12 protein-coding genes are annotated in these 15,379 nt (G+C 53.4%); 4 read left to right on the top strand and 8 right to left on the bottom strand.

The window, feature by feature from the left end; all coding sequences use genetic code 11:
• The first annotated feature begins 149 nt into the window (after positions 1-149).
• Together cls and HFD94_RS05520 are read left to right on the top strand one after the other, a co-directional pair.
• Positions 150-1,610, top strand: coding sequence for a cardiolipin synthase (gene cls / locus HFD94_RS05525; protein ID WP_010244396.1), 1,461 nt, complete (start codon positions 150-152; stop codon positions 1,608-1,610).
• Positions 1,611-1,655: 45 nt separating this feature from the next.
• Positions 1,656-1,979, top strand: a complete 324-nt coding sequence (locus HFD94_RS05520) for an HI1450 family dsDNA-mimic protein (RefSeq protein WP_003853921.1) — start codon at positions 1,656-1,658, stop codon at positions 1,977-1,979.
• A gap of 48 nt (positions 1,980-2,027) precedes the next feature.
• Here HFD94_RS05520 and oppF read toward each other — a convergent pair whose 3' ends face one another.
• From oppF to HFD94_RS05485, 7 genes are all read right to left on the bottom strand, one after another.
• The gene (gene oppF / locus HFD94_RS05515) at positions 2,028-3,029 is read right to left on the bottom strand and encodes a murein tripeptide/oligopeptide ABC transporter ATP binding protein OppF (protein ID WP_010244389.1); all 1,002 of its coding nucleotides are present in this window, start codon (positions 3,027-3,029) and stop codon (positions 2,028-2,030) included.
• Positions 3,026-4,039 carry an ABC transporter ATP-binding protein gene (locus tag HFD94_RS05510; protein WP_010244386.1) on the bottom strand — a complete coding sequence of 338 codons (1,014 nt, stop codon included), beginning with the start codon at positions 4,037-4,039 and terminating at the stop codon, positions 3,026-3,028. The genes oppF and HFD94_RS05510 overlap by 4 nt, the downstream gene beginning before the upstream one ends.
• Positions 4,040-4,050: 11 nt before the next feature.
• Positions 4,051-4,959 (bottom strand): oligopeptide ABC transporter permease OppC, encoded by a 909-nt coding sequence (oppC, locus tag HFD94_RS05505; protein WP_010244382.1) that lies wholly within the window; start codon positions 4,957-4,959, stop codon positions 4,051-4,053.
• 14 nt (positions 4,960-4,973) lie between these two features.
• Positions 4,974-5,894, bottom strand: coding sequence for an oligopeptide ABC transporter permease OppB (oppB, locus tag HFD94_RS05500; protein ID WP_010244379.1), 921 nt, complete (start codon positions 5,892-5,894; stop codon positions 4,974-4,976).
• 91 nt (positions 5,895-5,985) lie between these two features.
• A complete protein-coding gene (oppA, locus tag HFD94_RS05495; protein WP_010244375.1) occupies positions 5,986-7,626 on the bottom strand; it encodes an oligopeptide ABC transporter substrate-binding protein OppA in 1,641 nt (546 codons plus the stop codon).
• A gap of 156 nt (positions 7,627-7,782) precedes the next feature.
• A complete protein-coding gene (locus HFD94_RS05490) occupies positions 7,783-9,408 on the bottom strand; it encodes an ABC transporter substrate-binding protein (RefSeq protein ID WP_167432865.1) in 1,626 nt (541 codons plus the stop codon).
• A 582-nt stretch (positions 9,409-9,990) separates the two neighbouring features.
• Positions 9,991-10,638: a YchE family NAAT transporter gene (locus tag HFD94_RS05485; RefSeq protein WP_010244367.1), complete on the bottom strand. Its 648-nt coding sequence runs from the start codon at positions 10,636-10,638 to the stop codon at positions 9,991-9,993.
• A 460-nt stretch (positions 10,639-11,098) separates the two neighbouring features.
• Between HFD94_RS05485 and adhE the strand changes: the two genes are divergently transcribed.
• Entirely contained in the window at positions 11,099-13,786 is a 2,688-nt protein-coding gene (gene adhE / locus HFD94_RS05480) for a bifunctional acetaldehyde-CoA/alcohol dehydrogenase (protein ID WP_167432864.1), read from the top strand.
• Positions 13,787-13,854: 68 nt separating this feature from the next.
• On the opposite strand, the gene tdk is transcribed toward adhE, so the two are convergent.
• A complete protein-coding gene (gene tdk / locus HFD94_RS05475; protein ID WP_167432863.1) occupies positions 13,855-14,475 on the bottom strand; it encodes a thymidine kinase in 621 nt (206 codons plus the stop codon).
• A gap of 409 nt (positions 14,476-14,884) precedes the next feature.
• On the opposite strand from tdk, the gene hns reads away from it, so the two are divergent.
• Entirely contained in the window at positions 14,885-15,292 is a 408-nt protein-coding gene (gene hns / locus HFD94_RS05470; protein WP_010244359.1) for a histone-like nucleoid-structuring protein H-NS, read from the top strand.
• Positions 15,293-15,379 lie beyond the last annotated feature (87 nt).

Genomic DNA, 15,379 nt, shown 5'->3' with positions numbered 1-15,379 from the left:
CACACGAGATATACGCGAGGGCATTATAGAGATCTCTGCGGTAATGCCAAATCGGATCCTTCATCGAGGATGTCCGGGATAAAGGGTTCCGTTAGCCGTCATCTGCACGTAAACTTGCCGGACGAAAGCGCGAACGGGATGTCCACTTTATGACCACTTTTTATACCCTGATCAGCTGGTTGCTGGTGTTTGGTTACTGGCTGCTGATCGCCGGGGTTACGCTGCGCGTATTGATGAAGCGACGGGCAGTGACATCCGCGATGGCCTGGCTACTGGTTATCTATATTCTGCCGCTGGTCGGGATTATCGCTTATCTCTCTTTTGGCGAACTCCATCTGGGTAAACGTCGTGCAGAGCGCGCCCGCACCATGTGGCCATCCACTGCCCGCTGGCTTACTGACCTTAAGCAGTGCCGTGAAATTTTTGCCACCGAACACAGCGACGTTGCGCGTTCGCTGTTTGAGCTTTGCTACCATCGTCAGGGCATCGCCGGGGTCAAGGGCAACCAGCTGCAGCTGCTCACCAGCGCCGACGACGTGATGCAGGCGTTGATTCGTGATATCCAGCTGGCCCGCCACAACATTGAGATGGTGTTCTATATATGGCATCCCGGCGGTCTGGCGGATGAAGTGGCGGAATCGCTGATGGCGGCATCACGCCGAGGCGTTCATTGCCGTCTGCTGCTCGACTCTGCGGGCAGTGTTACCTTTTTCCGCAGCCCCTGGGTCGGCATGATGCGCAATGCCGGAATCGATGTGGTGGAAGCGTTGCAGGTCAGCCTGCTGCGCGTCTTCCTGCGACGGATGGATCTGCGTCAGCACCGCAAAATCGTACTCATTGATAACTACATCGCTTATACCGGCAGCATGAACCTGGTCGATCCGCGCTTCTTCAAACAGAGCGCGGGTGTCGGTCAGTGGATTGACCTGATGGCGCGAATGGAAGGCCCGGTTGCCACCGCGATGGGGATTGTTTTCAGCTGCGACTGGGAGATAGAGACCGGCAAACGCATTTTACCGCCACCGCCCGATCGCAACATTATGCCGTTTGAACAGGAGAGCGGCCACACCGTGCAGGTGATCGCCTCCGGTCCCGGCTTCCCGGAAGATATGATCCATCAGGCGCTGCTGACTGCGGTCTATTCGGCACGTGAACAGTTGATCATGACCACGCCCTACTTAGTGCCGAGCGACGATCTGCTGCATGCTATCTGTACGGCGGCGCAGCGTGGCGTCAATGTCAGCGTGATTGTGCCTCGTCACAATGACTCGCTGCTGGTTGGCTGGGCCAGCCGCTCCTTCTTCAGTGAGTTGCTGGAAGCGGGCGTGAAAATTTATCAGTTTGAAGATGGCCTGCTGCACACCAAAAGCGTGCTGGTCGACGGACAACTGAGCCTGGTGGGAACCGTGAATCTCGATATGCGCAGTTTATGGCTGAATTTTGAAGTGACGCTGGTGGTTGATGATGCGGGTTTTGGCAGCGATCTCGCCTGTGTGCAGGATGACTATATCGCCCGTTCCCGCCTGCTGGATGGCAAGCGCTGGGCAAAACGTGCCTGGTGGCAACGCATCGTCGAACGACTGTTTTACTTCTTCAGTCCTTTACTGTAAAACGAGCCAGATTGTGTAAATGGCCGCAGGCCGACAGGACAGACTATGGATTTAAATAATCGCCTTACCGAAGATGAAACGCTGGAACAAGCCTACGATATTTTTCTCGAACTGGCAGTCGACAATCTTGATCCGGCAGACGTCATTCTCTTCAATCTGCAGTTCGAAGAGCGCGGTGGCGCAGAGCTGTTCGATCCCTCTGAAGACTGGAAAGATCATGTCGATTTCGATCTGAACCCGGACTTCTTCGCCGAGGTGGTGATTGGGCTGGGTGAAGCGGACGGTGAGCCGATCACCGACGTCTTTGCTCGCGTGCTGCTGTGCCGCGAGAAAGACCACAAGCTTTGTCATATCCTGTGGCGTGAGTAAGCGTCAGATTTGATAAGAAAACGCCGGGCGATTGCCCGGCGTTTTGCATTATAGCGGGTCGACTTTCAGACAGGAGACCGCGTGATTGAAGCTGCCTTCCAGCAGCGGCCGGGTTTTCGCACACTCCGGACCGGCAATCGGACAACGGGTGCGGAACACGCAGCCTGATGGCGGATTGATCGGCGACGGCAGCTCCCCTTCCAGCAGCTGAATCTGCTTGTTCTTCTCCTTGTCCGGATCGGGGATCGGCACCGCGGACATCAGCGCACGGGTATAAGGATGCTGAGGATTGCTGTAGACCTCTTTGTAGGTACCCAGCTCCACCGCATGCCCCAGATACATTACCAGCACCCGGTCAGAGATATGTTTCACCACCGCCAGATCGTGCGCAATGAAGATCAGCGATAAGCCCATTTCGCGCTGCAGCTGCTGCAGCAGGTTAACCACCTGGGCCTGAATCGAGACGTCCAGTGCGGAGACCGGCTCATCACAGATAATCAGCTTTGGCTCCAGAATCAGCGCGCGGGCGATACCGATACGCTGACACTGACCGCCCGAGAACTCGTGCGGATAGCGGTTAATCAGGTTAGGCAGCAGCCCCACCTTCATCATCATATTTTTAACGCGGTCTTTCACTTCCTGACGCGCCATTTTTGGATGATAGGTACGCAGTGGCTCTGCGATAATATCGCCGATGGTCATACGCGGGTTCAGCGACGCCAGCGGATCCTGGAATATCATCTGGATATCGCTTCGCGCCTTGCGCCACTCCTCTTCACTTTGCCCCAGCAGATCACGGCCTAACCAGGCGACCCGACCTTCGGTCGCCTTCACCAGCCCGATAATGGCGCGCGCCAGGGTCGATTTACCACAGCCAGACTCGCCTACCACGCCCAGGGTTTCCCCCTCATACAGACGCAGGCTGACCCCATCGACTGCTTTCAGGGTTTTTGATGGCTGCCAGAACCACTGCCTGCCATCTTTGATGTCGAAATGCACCTTGAGGTCGGCGATTTCCAGCAACACTCTTTTTTCAGCTACGGTGCTCATACTAACTCCTCCACCGGCTTAAAGCAGGCACGCAGACGGCCTTCGCCAAAGGGTTCCAGCGGTGGTGCCTGGGTGCAGATATCCATAGCGTGCGGGCAACGCGGCTGGAAGGGGCAGCCCTGCGGCAGACGCAGCAGGTTGGGTGGATTACCCGGAATCGTCGTCAGGCTTTCCCCTTCCGCATCCAGACGCGGCACCGCATTAAGCAGACCAATCGAGTAAGGATGTGACGGCTGATAAAAGACATCGCGGGCACGGCCATACTCCATGGTGCGTCCGGCATACATCACCAGCACTTTGTCGCAGATCCCCGCCACCACACCCAGATCGTGGGTGATCATGATAATGGCGGTGTTGAACTCGCGCTTGAGGTCGTTGAGCAGCGTCATAATCTGCGCCTGGACGGTAACATCCAGCGCAGTGGTCGGCTCGTCGGCAATCAGCAGTTTGGGACGGCACAGCAGCGCCATGGCGATCATGACGCGCTGACGCATACCGCCGGAGAACTCATGCGGATACATCTTCATCCGCTTGCGCGCTTCCGGCATTTTCACCGCATCCAGCATTCTCACCGACTCTTCAAACGCCTGCGCGTTGTTCATCCCTTTATGCAGCTTAAGCACTTCCATCAGCTGCTCGCCCACCCGCATATAGGGGTTCAGCGAGGTCATCGGGTCCTGGAAAATCATCGCAATCTGTTCGGCGCGCAGTTTATTGAGCTTGTTCTCGGGCAGATTCAGGATCTCTTTGCCATTGAACATCGCCGAACCGCCAATGCGGCCATTTTTCGCCAGCAGCCCCATCAGGGCAAAGGCGGTTTGTGACTTGCCGGAACCGGACTCACCGACAATGCCCAGCGTCTCACCGGCGCGCAGCGAGAAGTTCAGGTCGTTAACGGCGGTAACATCACCATCGTGCGTGCCAAAGGTAACGCGTAAATCTTTGACCGTAAGTAGCTGTTCACTTCCCGCGCGGGCCGCCATTGCTGGCTGGAATTCATGAATAGTCATCGGGAAACTCCTTAACGATCTTTCGGGTCGAGGGCATCACGCAGGCCATCGCCGATAAAGTTGAAACAGAACAGCGTGACCACCAGGAAGCCTGCCGGATAGAGCAGCAGCCACGGCGACACTTCCATCGAGTTTGCCCCGTCGCTGAGGAGTGCGCCCCAGCTGCTCAGCGGCTCCTGCGTACCCAGTCCCAGGAAGCTCAGGAAGGATTCAAACAGGATCATGCTCGGCACCAGCAGCGAGGCGTAAACCACTACCACGCCCAGCACGTTCGGCACGATGTGGCGCACCACGATTTTCCAGGTCGATACCCCGCCCACATGGGCCGCTTCGATAAACTCTTTGCGCTTCAGGCTCAGCGTCTGGCCGCGCACAATACGCGCCATATCGAGCCACGAAACCATGCCGATGGCGGCAAAAATCAGCAGGATATTGCGACCAAAGAAGGTCACCAGCAGGATCACGAAGAACATAAACGGGAAGGAGTTAAGGATTTCCAGAATACGCATCATCACCGAGTCTGTTTTGCCGCCGAGATAGCCAGCAATCGAGCCATAGAGCGTCCCGACAATCACCGCGATCAGCGCAGAAGCCACGCCCACCATCAGCGAGATCCGGCCACCGATAGCCACACGTACCAGCAGGTCACGACCCGAAGAATCAGTGCCGAACCAGTGACCAGAGGTGGTATCGGGCGGCGAGGACATCATAGCCCAGTCGGTATCGTCGTAAGTGAACTGCGCCAGCATCGGCGCAAAGATCACGAACAGGGTGATCAGGAACAGCACCAGCAGGCTGATGGAGGCAGCGCGGTTATGAATAAAACGACGACGCGCGTCCTGCCAGAGACTACGCCCTTCTACTTCCAGCTTCTCACTGAACGCATCAAGAGCTTCGCTGTTTTTCTTACTTAACATCATGGCGAACTCCGCAATCAGTAACGAATTTTGGGATCGATAACGGCATAGAGCACGTCAACAATCGCGTTGAATACGATGGTCAGCAAACCCACCAGAATGGTCAGGCTCATCACCAGTGAGTAGTCACGGTTCAGGGCGCCGTTCACAAACAGCTGACCGATGCCCGGCAGACCGTAGATCGACTCAATCACCATCGACCCGGTGATGATGCCGACAAATGCCGGTCCCATGTAGGAGATCACCGGCAGCAACGCGGGCTTCAGCGCATGACGCATTACAATGCGGCGCAGCGGTAAGCCTTTGGCGCGCGCGGTGCGGATAAAGTTGGAGTGCATCACTTCAATCATCGATCCCCGGGTGATACGTGCGATACTGGCGATGTAAGCCAGCGACAGCGCCACCATCGGCAGCAGCATGTAGTTCCACTGCCCGCCATTCCAGCCGCCGCCCGGCAGCCACTTCAGAGTGATGGCGAACAGCAGAACCAGCAACGGCGCGACCACGAAACTGGGTATCACCACGCCGGTCATTGCCACCCCCATCACCGCAAAATCCCACAAGCTGTTCTGTTTGAGCGCAGCGATAACTCCGGCCGTGACGCCAAGCACCACCGCCAGCAGAAACGCGGCCAGGCCGAGTTTGGCCGAGACCGGGAATGCATGCGCGACCAGATAGTTGACCGAATAATCTTTGTATTTAAAGGATGGGCCGAAGTCGCCGTGCGCCAGCTGCACCAGGTAATCGACATACTGCTTACCGATAGGATCGTTGAGGTGATATTTCGCCTCAATGTTGGCCATCACTTCCGGTGCCAGGGTGCGCTCGCCGGTAAACGGGCTGCCGGGCGCCAGTCGCATCATAAAGAAGGAGATGGTAATCAGGACGAACAGCGTCGGTAGCGCTTCAAGCAAGCGACGCAGGATGAATTTTAACATTGCCGTACCTACCAGGCTGTTGCTTCACAACATATGAAAAAAGTAAAAGGCGGCGCCAGAGGCGCCGCCACTGCTGATAGCCTGAATGCTATTAGTGTTTGATGATGTAGAAGTTTTTATCCAGGGTTTTATCCAGTGGATCTTTACCGGTATAACCGCCGACATAAGGTTTCACCAGACGGGTATTCACGTAGTAGTAAACCGGGACGATGGTGCTGTCTTTATCCATGATCTGCTCGGCCTGCTGATAGTCAGCTGCACGGGCTTTAGCATCCGGGGCCTTAATCGCGTCGCGAATCACTTTGTCAAACGCATCGCTCTTATAGTGCGAGGTGTTACTGCTGCTGTTGGACAGCATGGTGTTCAGGAACGAAGTCGGTTCATTGTAGTCCGCACACCATGCCGCACGGGAAACATCGTAGTTACCCTGATGACGGGTATCCAGGAAGGTTTTCCACTCCTGGTTTTCCAGCTTGATGTTCACGCCGATATTTTTCTTCCAGATCGAGGAGGCAGCAATCGCCAGCTTTTTGTGCAGATCGGAGGTGTTATAGAGCAGGTTAAAGGTCAGCGGTTTGTCGGCGGTGTAGCCCGCTTCGGCCAGCAGCTTTTTCGCCTCGGCATTACGCTTGTCCTGTGACCATTTGAACCAGTCTGGCGGCAGAATGTCCATGCCGTCGGTCGCTGGTGGCGTGTAGCTATAGGCAGGTTTCTGGCCCTGCGCCAGCACTTTATTCACCATGATGTCACGATCCAGACCCAGCTTCAGGGCAGCGCGCACGCGCGGATCGGTGAATGGCGCTTTCTGGTTGTTGATTTCGTAGTAATAGGTGCAGAGATATGGATCGACGTGCAGCTCTTTACCGTTGTCACGCTGCAGCTTTTTAAACAGCTCAATTGGCAGGTTGTTATAGGTCATGTCGCTGCCGTTCTCGGAGAAGTAGCGGTTAACATCGCTGACTTCTGAACTGATCGGCAGGAAGGTGACTTTGTTCAGCACCGTATGCTCATTGTCCCAGTAGTTCGGGTTACGCACCAGGGTGATACGTTCGTTAATCACGTGCGCTTCAAGCTTAAAGGCACCGTTGCCGACCCAGTTCTGCGGCTGCGTCCACTGATCGCCAAATTTCTCAATCGCCGGTTTGTAAACCGGTGACATGACGGAGTTAATCAGCAGCTTATCAAAATAGGGAACCGGCTCACTCAGGGTGACTTCCAGCGTGTGGTCATCAATAGCTTTTACGCCCAGATCGGTAACTGGTTTTTTACCGGCGATGATGTCATCGACGTTCAGGATATGACCATACTGCGGATAGCTGGCATACGGTGAGGCGGTTTTAGGATCGACCAGACGCTCCCAGCTGTAGACGAAGTCCTGCGCGGTGACCGGCTCGCCATTGGACCATTTGGCATTTTTACGTAAGTGGAAAGTCCACACTTTGAAATCTTTATTTTCATAGCTTTCCGCTACGGCCGGGATCGGTTTACCGTTGCTGTCATTGACCAGCAGACCTTCGTAAAGATCACGCGCCACGTTATCTTCCGGAACACCTTCAATTTTGTGCGGATCGAGCGACTGCACTTCATCGCCATTGCCGCGAACCAGCTCCTGTTTAGCGGCCAGCTCAACGCCCGCAGGCACCGTTGCCGCGAAAGCCGCATTCCCTGCCAGCGCACTCACTGCGGCGAAAACGCCCGCTGCAATCAGGCTTTTTTTCGTGATGTTGTTCATTATTACACTCCAGTTTTATTATCGTCACCGTGGCGATGCTCTGCCCCGGCGTCCCCCGTCTGCGGGCTCCCTGGCCTGTTACCAGGGAGATTGACCCCAAAAAAAGGTCTGTTTGCTGATGCGCTTTCCGACTGTCTCGCCGAACGGGCGATCAGATCAGTGTTTTTTGATGAAATAGTACTTCAGGTCTGTCATGTCCTGCGGGTCTTTGCCCGTGAAGCCGCCAACCCAGGGCTTCACCAGGCGCACACTTACGCGGTAGTAAACTGGCACAATTGGTGAGTCTTTGTCGAGTTGTGTTTCAGCCTGCTGATACAGGCTGGCGCGCTGCGCCTCGCTGCCCGCCGTCAGCGTCTCCGCCATCAGACGATCAAAGGTCGCGCTGCTGTAAAACGCGGTGTTGATCGAGGCGTTGCTGATCAGCCTGTTCAGGAAGGTTGAGGGTTCGTTGTAGTCGGCACACCAGGTGGCGCGCACCACGTCATACTGCGCCTGATGACGGGTCTCCAGCATGGTTTTCCACTCCTGATTCTGCAGCGTCACCTTAGCACCCAGGTTTTTCTGCCACATCGACGCGGCCGCAATCGCCTGCCGTTTGTTCTGATCGGAAGTGTTGTAGAGCAGCGTAAAGGTCAGCGGATGGGCAGCATCAAAGCCGGCCTCTGCCAGCAGCTTCTTCGCGGCTTCATTACGCTGCGCCTGCGTCCAGGTGAACCAGGCAGGTGGCGTGAGTTTGATACCGGCGGTAAAAGGCGGCGTCAGGCTATAAGCCGGAATCTGCCCCTGGGCCATGATCTTATTGGCAATCACCTCGCGATCGAGGGTCATCTTCAGCGCGGCACGCACCCGCGCATCGGTAAACGGCGGCTTTTTGTTATTAATCTCGTAGTAGAAGGTGCAGAGCAGCGGGCTGACCTTCACTTCATCGCCCAGCTCTTTGCGCAGCTTGCCAAACATCTCTGGTGGCACCGCACTGTTGGTAATGTCCGTGCCGCCGCTGCGGTAGCGATTGATATCGCTGTTTTCAGAGGCGATCGGCAGGAATGTCCCCTGTTCAATCACCGTGTGCGCATTATCCCAGTAGCGAGGATTGCGCTTCACGACAATTTTTTCATTCACTACCCAGTCGCTCAGCGTGTAGGCGCCGTTGCCGATGTAGTGACCCGGGCGGGTCCAGGCTTCCCCCCACTGCTTAATGGCTGGCTCATAAACCGGTTTCATCGCCGTATGCGCTAACATCGCCACCAGGTAAGGAACAGGTTCACTCAGGGTAATTTGCAGCCGATGGGCATCCAGCACCTTCACGCCCAGCTGATCGGGTGACGCTTTACCGGCAAGGATGGCATCAATATTGGCAAAATGGGCTGCCTGCAGATAGCTGGAGTAAGGCGACGCGGTTGTCGGGTCCACCAGACGGCGCCAGCTGTAGACGAAATCAGTGGCGGTAACCGGCTCACCGTTGCTCCACTTCGCATCCTCCCGCAGATTAAAAATCCAGACGGTGGGTTGCGGGTTTTCCCAGCTTTTAGCGACGCCAGGAACGACCTGCCCGCTGTTATCGGTATTGACCAGGCCGTCCAGCAGGTTGTGAATAATGTTGGATTCCGGCACGCCTTCGGTTTTATGCGGATCCAGCGAGGAGACTTCACTGCCGTTATTGATCACAATCTGTTGCTGCGCGGTCAGTGTTGTACCCGGCGGCACCGTGGCGGCATAGGCCGGAGAAAATGCCATTAACAAAACGACTGCGAGTTTTGACCGCTGCTGCTGCAAATTCTTCATCCCAATCATGCGAAACGCCAACCTTAAATTAAGTATCCCGACAGGCTTAAGCAAAAAGCGTTCTCACTTTGGGCTTTCGGAGAAAAAATTTTACGTTGGGCCAAAAATTATCAGAAGCCGTGAAGGCGCGCCAAAGCAAAATAGCTAAAATGTTAACTAATTCTCTTTTATCATGAGAAGTCAGGCAGCGGAAGTGTTAATTTTCGTCCTGAAAATATCATATCGATATGAAAAATAGACTATTTAGCTGGAAACCCCTCTCAGGAGCGGAAAGCAGCGACAAACAGCCTCTTTTTTGGCACTTATATTGGGGAATCTGGCTTCAGCGTGATGAAATTTAAGATAGCGTGATTATTCTGGCAGTTTGTGAGGCTTACACGAAAATAGAGAGCAGAATATCGTGTGAAAATAGTGACATTATTTTGCAGAAAAAAGTCTGTGAGCCAGCACGCAGTAATGAAATTTATAATTGCCTGATTCTGTTAAGCACAACGAATAATTGCATCGTAATGGTGCATAAAATGCCCCTCCTGCACCATTACGGATCATTATTTCACTTCACTCTCTGAAATAAGTAGGCGTTTAATTGAGTAAGCCGGGAAAAATGGACTTCATGCCGGTGACAACAAATTCGATGCCCAGTGCCATCAGTAACAGACCCATAATACGCGTAATGACGTTGATACCGGTCTGGCCAAGAATACGCACCATTAACGGCGCGGCCCGAAAGAGTAACCAGCAGCAGAATGCAAAAATGGCAATCGCCAGGGTGAACCCCAGCAGATTTATCCAGCTGTGGTAGCGGGTGCTCCAGACAATGGTCGAGCTGATAGCACCCGGCCCCGCCATCAGCGGCAACGCCAGCGGCACAACCCCCACACTTTCACGAATCGCCGTTTCTGACTTCTCCTGCTTATTCTGCTTATCTTCGCCCAGCTTGCCGCTGATCATCGACATCGCAATGGTGACGACCAGGATCCCACCCGCGATGCGGAAGGAGTCAATCGAGATACCAAACACATGCAGAATCGCATCACCAAGGAACAGTGACGTCCAGAGAATAATAGCAACCGCCAGATTGGCAGTGAGGTTGGTTTTGTTACGCTCAGCCACCCCCTGATAACGGGTCATGCTGATGAAGACCGGAATAATTCCCACCGGATTGACCAGCGCAAAGAGCCCGACAAAAAATTTTATATAGCCTGATAAATCTAACAGCGCAGGGTTCACGACTTTACTCCGTACCACAGGGGGGGAAAACGCGCCTAATGTATGTGAAAACAGGCACGGACGCCAGATGCTGACTCAGCTATTTATACTGTTGAATGACGGCGCATCCAGCGCGTTACCCCAGAGATTAAAAAGTGACTGGATTTAGCCGCTACCAGGCAGATGACGTGAAGAGGTAACCAATTTGATAAACAAAGGGCGTAAAGGGGAGCTGAAAGGTGTCAGCTTGCGGTTAAATTGATCTGCATCAAAATTGCCCTACCCCAAACCAGGTAATCTTTTCGCAACGGAAGTATTAGCGTCAGCGAAGAAAACCTCACTGACTGCAACAGAAGACTAGTTCAGTAAACAGTTGAAAATCCGGGCGTTCTAATCCAGTCCAGCGCCTTATGGCAACGTGACTATACTCATGGCGCAGGATTGTTTACTAAAAAAGTTTAACTTCCTTCAGGAGAACACCATGGCCGTAACCAATGTCGCCGAACTTAATGCACTGGTTGAACGTGTAAAAAAAGCCCAGCGTGAATATGCCAACTTTTCTCAACAACAGGTCGACGCTATCTTCCGTGCCGCCGCCCTCGCCGCCGCAGACGCCCGAATCCCGCTTGCCAAGATGGCCGTTGCCGAATCCGGTATGGGCATCGTCGAAGACAAAGTGATCAAAAACCATTTTGCTTCAGAATATATCTACAACGCTTATAAAGATGAAAAAACCTGTGGTGTGTTAGCCACGGATGATACTTTCGGCACCATTACCATCGCCGAACCTATTGGCCTGATTTGCGGTATCGTCCCGACGACCAACCCCACTTCAACCGCCATATTCAAAGCATTAATCAGTCTTAAAACCCGTAACGGCATCATCTTCTCTCCTCATCCACGCGCCAAAGATGCGACCAACAGAGCTGCAGATATCGTGCTGCAGGCGGCGGTGGCTGCCGGTGCGCCAAAAGATATTATCGGCTGGATCGACGCACCTTCCGTTGAGCTGTCCAATCAACTGATGCACCACCCTGACATCAACCTGATTCTCGCCACTGGCGGTCCGGGCATGGTGAAAGCGGCTTACAGCTCCGGTAAACCTGCGATTGGTGTCGGTGCGGGTAATACGCCTGTCGTGATTGATGAAACCGCCGATATTAAACGTGCGGTTGCGTCGATTCTGATGTCGAAAACCTTTGATAACGGGGTTATCTGCGCCTCTGAACAGTCGGTGATTGTGGTCGATTCAGTCTATGACGCGGTGCGTGAACGTTTCGCCAGCCACGGCGGTTATATGCTGCAGGGTGCCGAACTGAGTGCGGTGCAGAATATTATTCTGAAAAACGGCGGCCTGAATGCGGCTATCGTAGGCCAGCCAGCGTTCAAAATTGCGGAGATGGCCGGTATCAGCGTGCCACCGAGCACTAAGATTCTGATTGGCGAAGTGAAGCTGGTGGATGAGTCTGAGCCGTTCGCCCATGAAAAACTCTCACCAACCCTTGCGATGTATCGGGCGAAAGATTTCCAGGATGCGGTCGCGAAAGCAGAAAAACTGGTCGCCATGGGCGGTATCGGCCACACCTCCTGTCTCTATACCGATCAGGACAATCAGACCGAACGCGTTCACTACTTCGGCGACAAAATGAAAACCGCGCGTATTCTGATCAACACCCCCGCCTCGCAGGGTGGTATCGGCGACCTCTACAACTTTAAACTGGCGCCGTCTCTGACGCTGGGTTGTGGTTCGTGGGGCGGAAACTCTATTTCAGAGAACGTCGGTCCAAAACATCTGATCAATACCAAAACTGTCGCCAAGCGAGCTGAGAATATGTTGTGGCATAAACTTCCTAAATCCATCTACTTCCGTCGGGGTTCACTGCCAATTGCGCTGGAAGAAGTGGCAACGGATGGCGCGAAACGTGCCTTTATCGTCACTGACCGCTTCCTGTTCAATAACGGCTATGCCGACCAGGTGACCCGCGTGCTGAAATCACACGGCATTGAAACGGAAGTGTTCTTCGAAGTTGAAGCTGACCCGACGCTGAGCATCGTGCGTAAAGGTGCTGAGCAGATGAACAGCTTCAAACCGGATGTCATCATCGCGCTGGGCGGTGGCTCACCGATGGATGCCGCGAAAATCATGTGGGTGATGTACGAACATCCGGAAACTCACTTCGAGGAGCTGGCGTTACGTTTCATGGATATCCGTAAACGTATCTACAAGTTCCCGAAAATGGGTGTCAAAGCGCGCATGATTGCCATCACCACCACGTCCGGTACCGGTTCTGAAGTCACGCCGTTTGCTGTAGTGACCGATGATGCGACGGGTCAGAAATATCCGCTCGCTGACTACGCACTGACGCCTGATATGGCGATTGTCGATGCCAACCTGGTGATGGATATGCCGCGTTCACTCTGCGCCTTCGGCGGTCTGGATGCCGTGACCCACGCGCTGGAAGCTTATGTTTCAGTGCTGGCGAATGAATACTCTGACGGACAGGCACTGCAGGCACTGAAACTGCTGAAAGAGAATCTGCCAGCCAGCTATGCCGAAGGCGCCAAAAATCCGGTGGCGCGTGAGCGCGTACACAATGCCGCCACTATCGCCGGTATTGCGTTTGCCAACGCCTTCCTCGGGGTTTGTCACTCAATGGCGCATAAGCTGGGTTCAGAGTTCCATATCCCACACGGCCTGGCCAACGCCCTGTTAATCTCTAACGTTATTCGCTACAACGCGAATGACAACCCGACTAAACAGACCGCTTTCAGCCAGTACGATCGCCCTCAGGCGCGCCGTCGCTACGCCGAGATTGCTGACCATCTGGGTCTGAGCGCACCAGGCGACCGCACCGCGCAGAAAATTGAGAAGCTGCTCGCCTGGCTGGATGAGATTAAAACTGAACTTGGTATTCCAACCTCTATCCGTGAGGCGGGTGTGCAGGAAGCGGACTTCCTGGCGAAAGTCGATAAACTGGCCGATGATGCGTTTGATGACCAGTGTACCGGTGCTAACCCACGTTATCCGCTGATTGCTGAACTGAAACAGATTATGCTCGATACCTACTACGGTCGTGAATTTGTCGAACCGTTCTCAAGCGTAGCCGAAGCCATTGCCGAGCAGCCGGTAAAAGGTATTAAGCTTGAGAAGAAAGCCAAAAAAGTCTGATAGTGCCGTTCTGACTGTCTGATAAAAAAACCCGCCTCGGCGGGTTTTTTATTACCTGAACAATAGGGTTAATTCAGCGGAGTCTGAGCGCCATGGATCGCCTGTAACGATCCCTGCTCTATCGCCTGTTTATAATGCTTGCGGCAGACTGAGATATAACGTTCGTTACCGCCAATCACCACCTGCTCACCCTCACTGAAAGGTTTGCCCTCGCTATCCAGTCGCAGAACCATACTGGCCTTGCGCCCACAGTGACAAATAGTTTTGAGTTCAACCAGCTTATCTGCCCACGCCAGCAGATACTGACTGCCAACAAACAGTTCACCGCGAAAATCCGTTCGCAGACCATAACAGAGCACCGGAATATCAAGGTCGTCTACAACATCTGACAGCGCTTTAACCTGCTCACGGGTCAGGAACTGACTCTCATCAACCAGCACGCAGTGGACAGGATGAACGGCATGTTCAGCAGCGATGTCGCTGTAGAGTGATGTCTCTGCGTTGTATAGCAACGCCGGTGACGATAGTCCGATACGGGAACTCACCTGCCCGGCACCAAAGCGATTATCGATTTCAGCAGTGTAAACCAGTGAACGCATGCCGCGCTCATGATAGTTATATGAGGATTGTAGCAGTGCGGTTGATTTCCCTGCATTCATGGCAGAGTAATAGAAATAGAGTTGAGCCATCGGCGCGTATCTTCATCAGGACTGAATGGAATGGCGCGCATATTACCACAAAGCGGCGGCAATACGTTGCGGTTGATGAGTGAATAAAGTGTAACGACTGGCCGTTTATTCCTCTGCATGCCGTTTCCAGCGCCTGTTATGTGCAGTGCCGAACGGGATAAGTTTTGCTTATTTTACCCGCAACCAAATCAATGACGTTTTTGTTGCTGACCTGAATACATTAAATTTATTTGATATCGGACTAAAGGAAAATATTTTTATTCTGCACAACTGTGCAATTTTCTGGTGAAAATTATTTTTAGTCACCTGGGTAATTAGTGATATACATATTTTTATGATTGCAGTTATTTTATGTCGCCACTACTATTAGCGGGCAACACAACTTTTCCCTTATTCAGAGACCAGGACAATGAGCGAAGCACTAAAAGTTCTTAATAATATCCGTACGCTGCGCGCCCAGGCCAGAGAGTATTCCGTTGAAATACTGGAAGAGATGCTGGAAAAGCTGGACGTAGTAGTAAAAGAGCGCCGCGAAGAAGAGTCTCATTTTCAGGCAGAAAATGAAGAACGCACACGTAAACTTAATCAGTATCGTGAAATGCTACTGGCTGATGGTATTGACCCGAATGAACTGATTAACACGCTGACCGACACACGGACTGCGGCAAAAGGTAAACGCTCAGTACGTCCGGCTAAATATGGTTACACCGATGAAAAAGGCGAGTCCAGAACCTGGACCGGTCAGGGCCGCACACCGGCCGTGATTAAAAAAGCGCTGGAAGAACAGGGTAAAAAGCTGGACGATTTTTTACTGTAAAAACCCGCAGTGTCACTGCCTTCCTGGCAGCCTGATGCGCAATAAAAAAGGAAGCCGGAGCTTCCTTTTTTTCTTTTAATCAGATAC

The organism is Pantoea sp. EKM20T, assembly GCF_011800485.1.
GTDB lineage: Bacteria > Pseudomonadota > Gammaproteobacteria > Enterobacterales > Enterobacteriaceae > Pantoea > Pantoea agglomerans.
Note: the sequence above shows the minus strand (reverse complement) of the source record. Positions and strands in the feature narration are given on the sequence as shown.

Coding starts and splice junctions, on each gene's coding strand:
- tdk (WP_167432863.1), bottom strand. CDS start 14,475: ATGGCTCAACTCTATTTCTATTACTCTGCCATGAATGCAGGGAAATCA.
- HFD94_RS05510 (WP_010244386.1), bottom strand. CDS start 4,039: ATGACTATTCATGAATTCCAGCCAGCAATGGCGGCCCGCGCGGGAAGT.
- HFD94_RS05490 (WP_167432865.1), bottom strand. CDS start 9,408: ATGAAGAATTTGCAGCAGCAGCGGTCAAAACTCGCAGTCGTTTTGTTA.
- adhE (WP_167432864.1), top strand. CDS start 11,099: ATGGCCGTAACCAATGTCGCCGAACTTAATGCACTGGTTGAACGTGTA.
- oppB (WP_010244379.1), bottom strand. CDS start 5,894: ATGTTAAAATTCATCCTGCGTCGCTTGCTTGAAGCGCTACCGACGCTG.
- oppC (WP_010244382.1), bottom strand. CDS start 4,959: ATGATGTTAAGTAAGAAAAACAGCGAAGCTCTTGATGCGTTCAGTGAG.
- oppA (WP_010244375.1), bottom strand. CDS start 7,626: ATGAACAACATCACGAAAAAAAGCCTGATTGCAGCGGGCGTTTTCGCC.
- oppF (WP_010244389.1), bottom strand. CDS start 3,029: ATGAGCACCGTAGCTGAAAAAAGAGTGTTGCTGGAAATCGCCGACCTC.
- HFD94_RS05520 (WP_003853921.1), top strand. CDS start 1,656: ATGGATTTAAATAATCGCCTTACCGAAGATGAAACGCTGGAACAAGCC.
- cls (WP_010244396.1), top strand. CDS start 150: ATGACCACTTTTTATACCCTGATCAGCTGGTTGCTGGTGTTTGGTTAC.
- hns (WP_010244359.1), top strand. CDS start 14,885: ATGAGCGAAGCACTAAAAGTTCTTAATAATATCCGTACGCTGCGCGCC.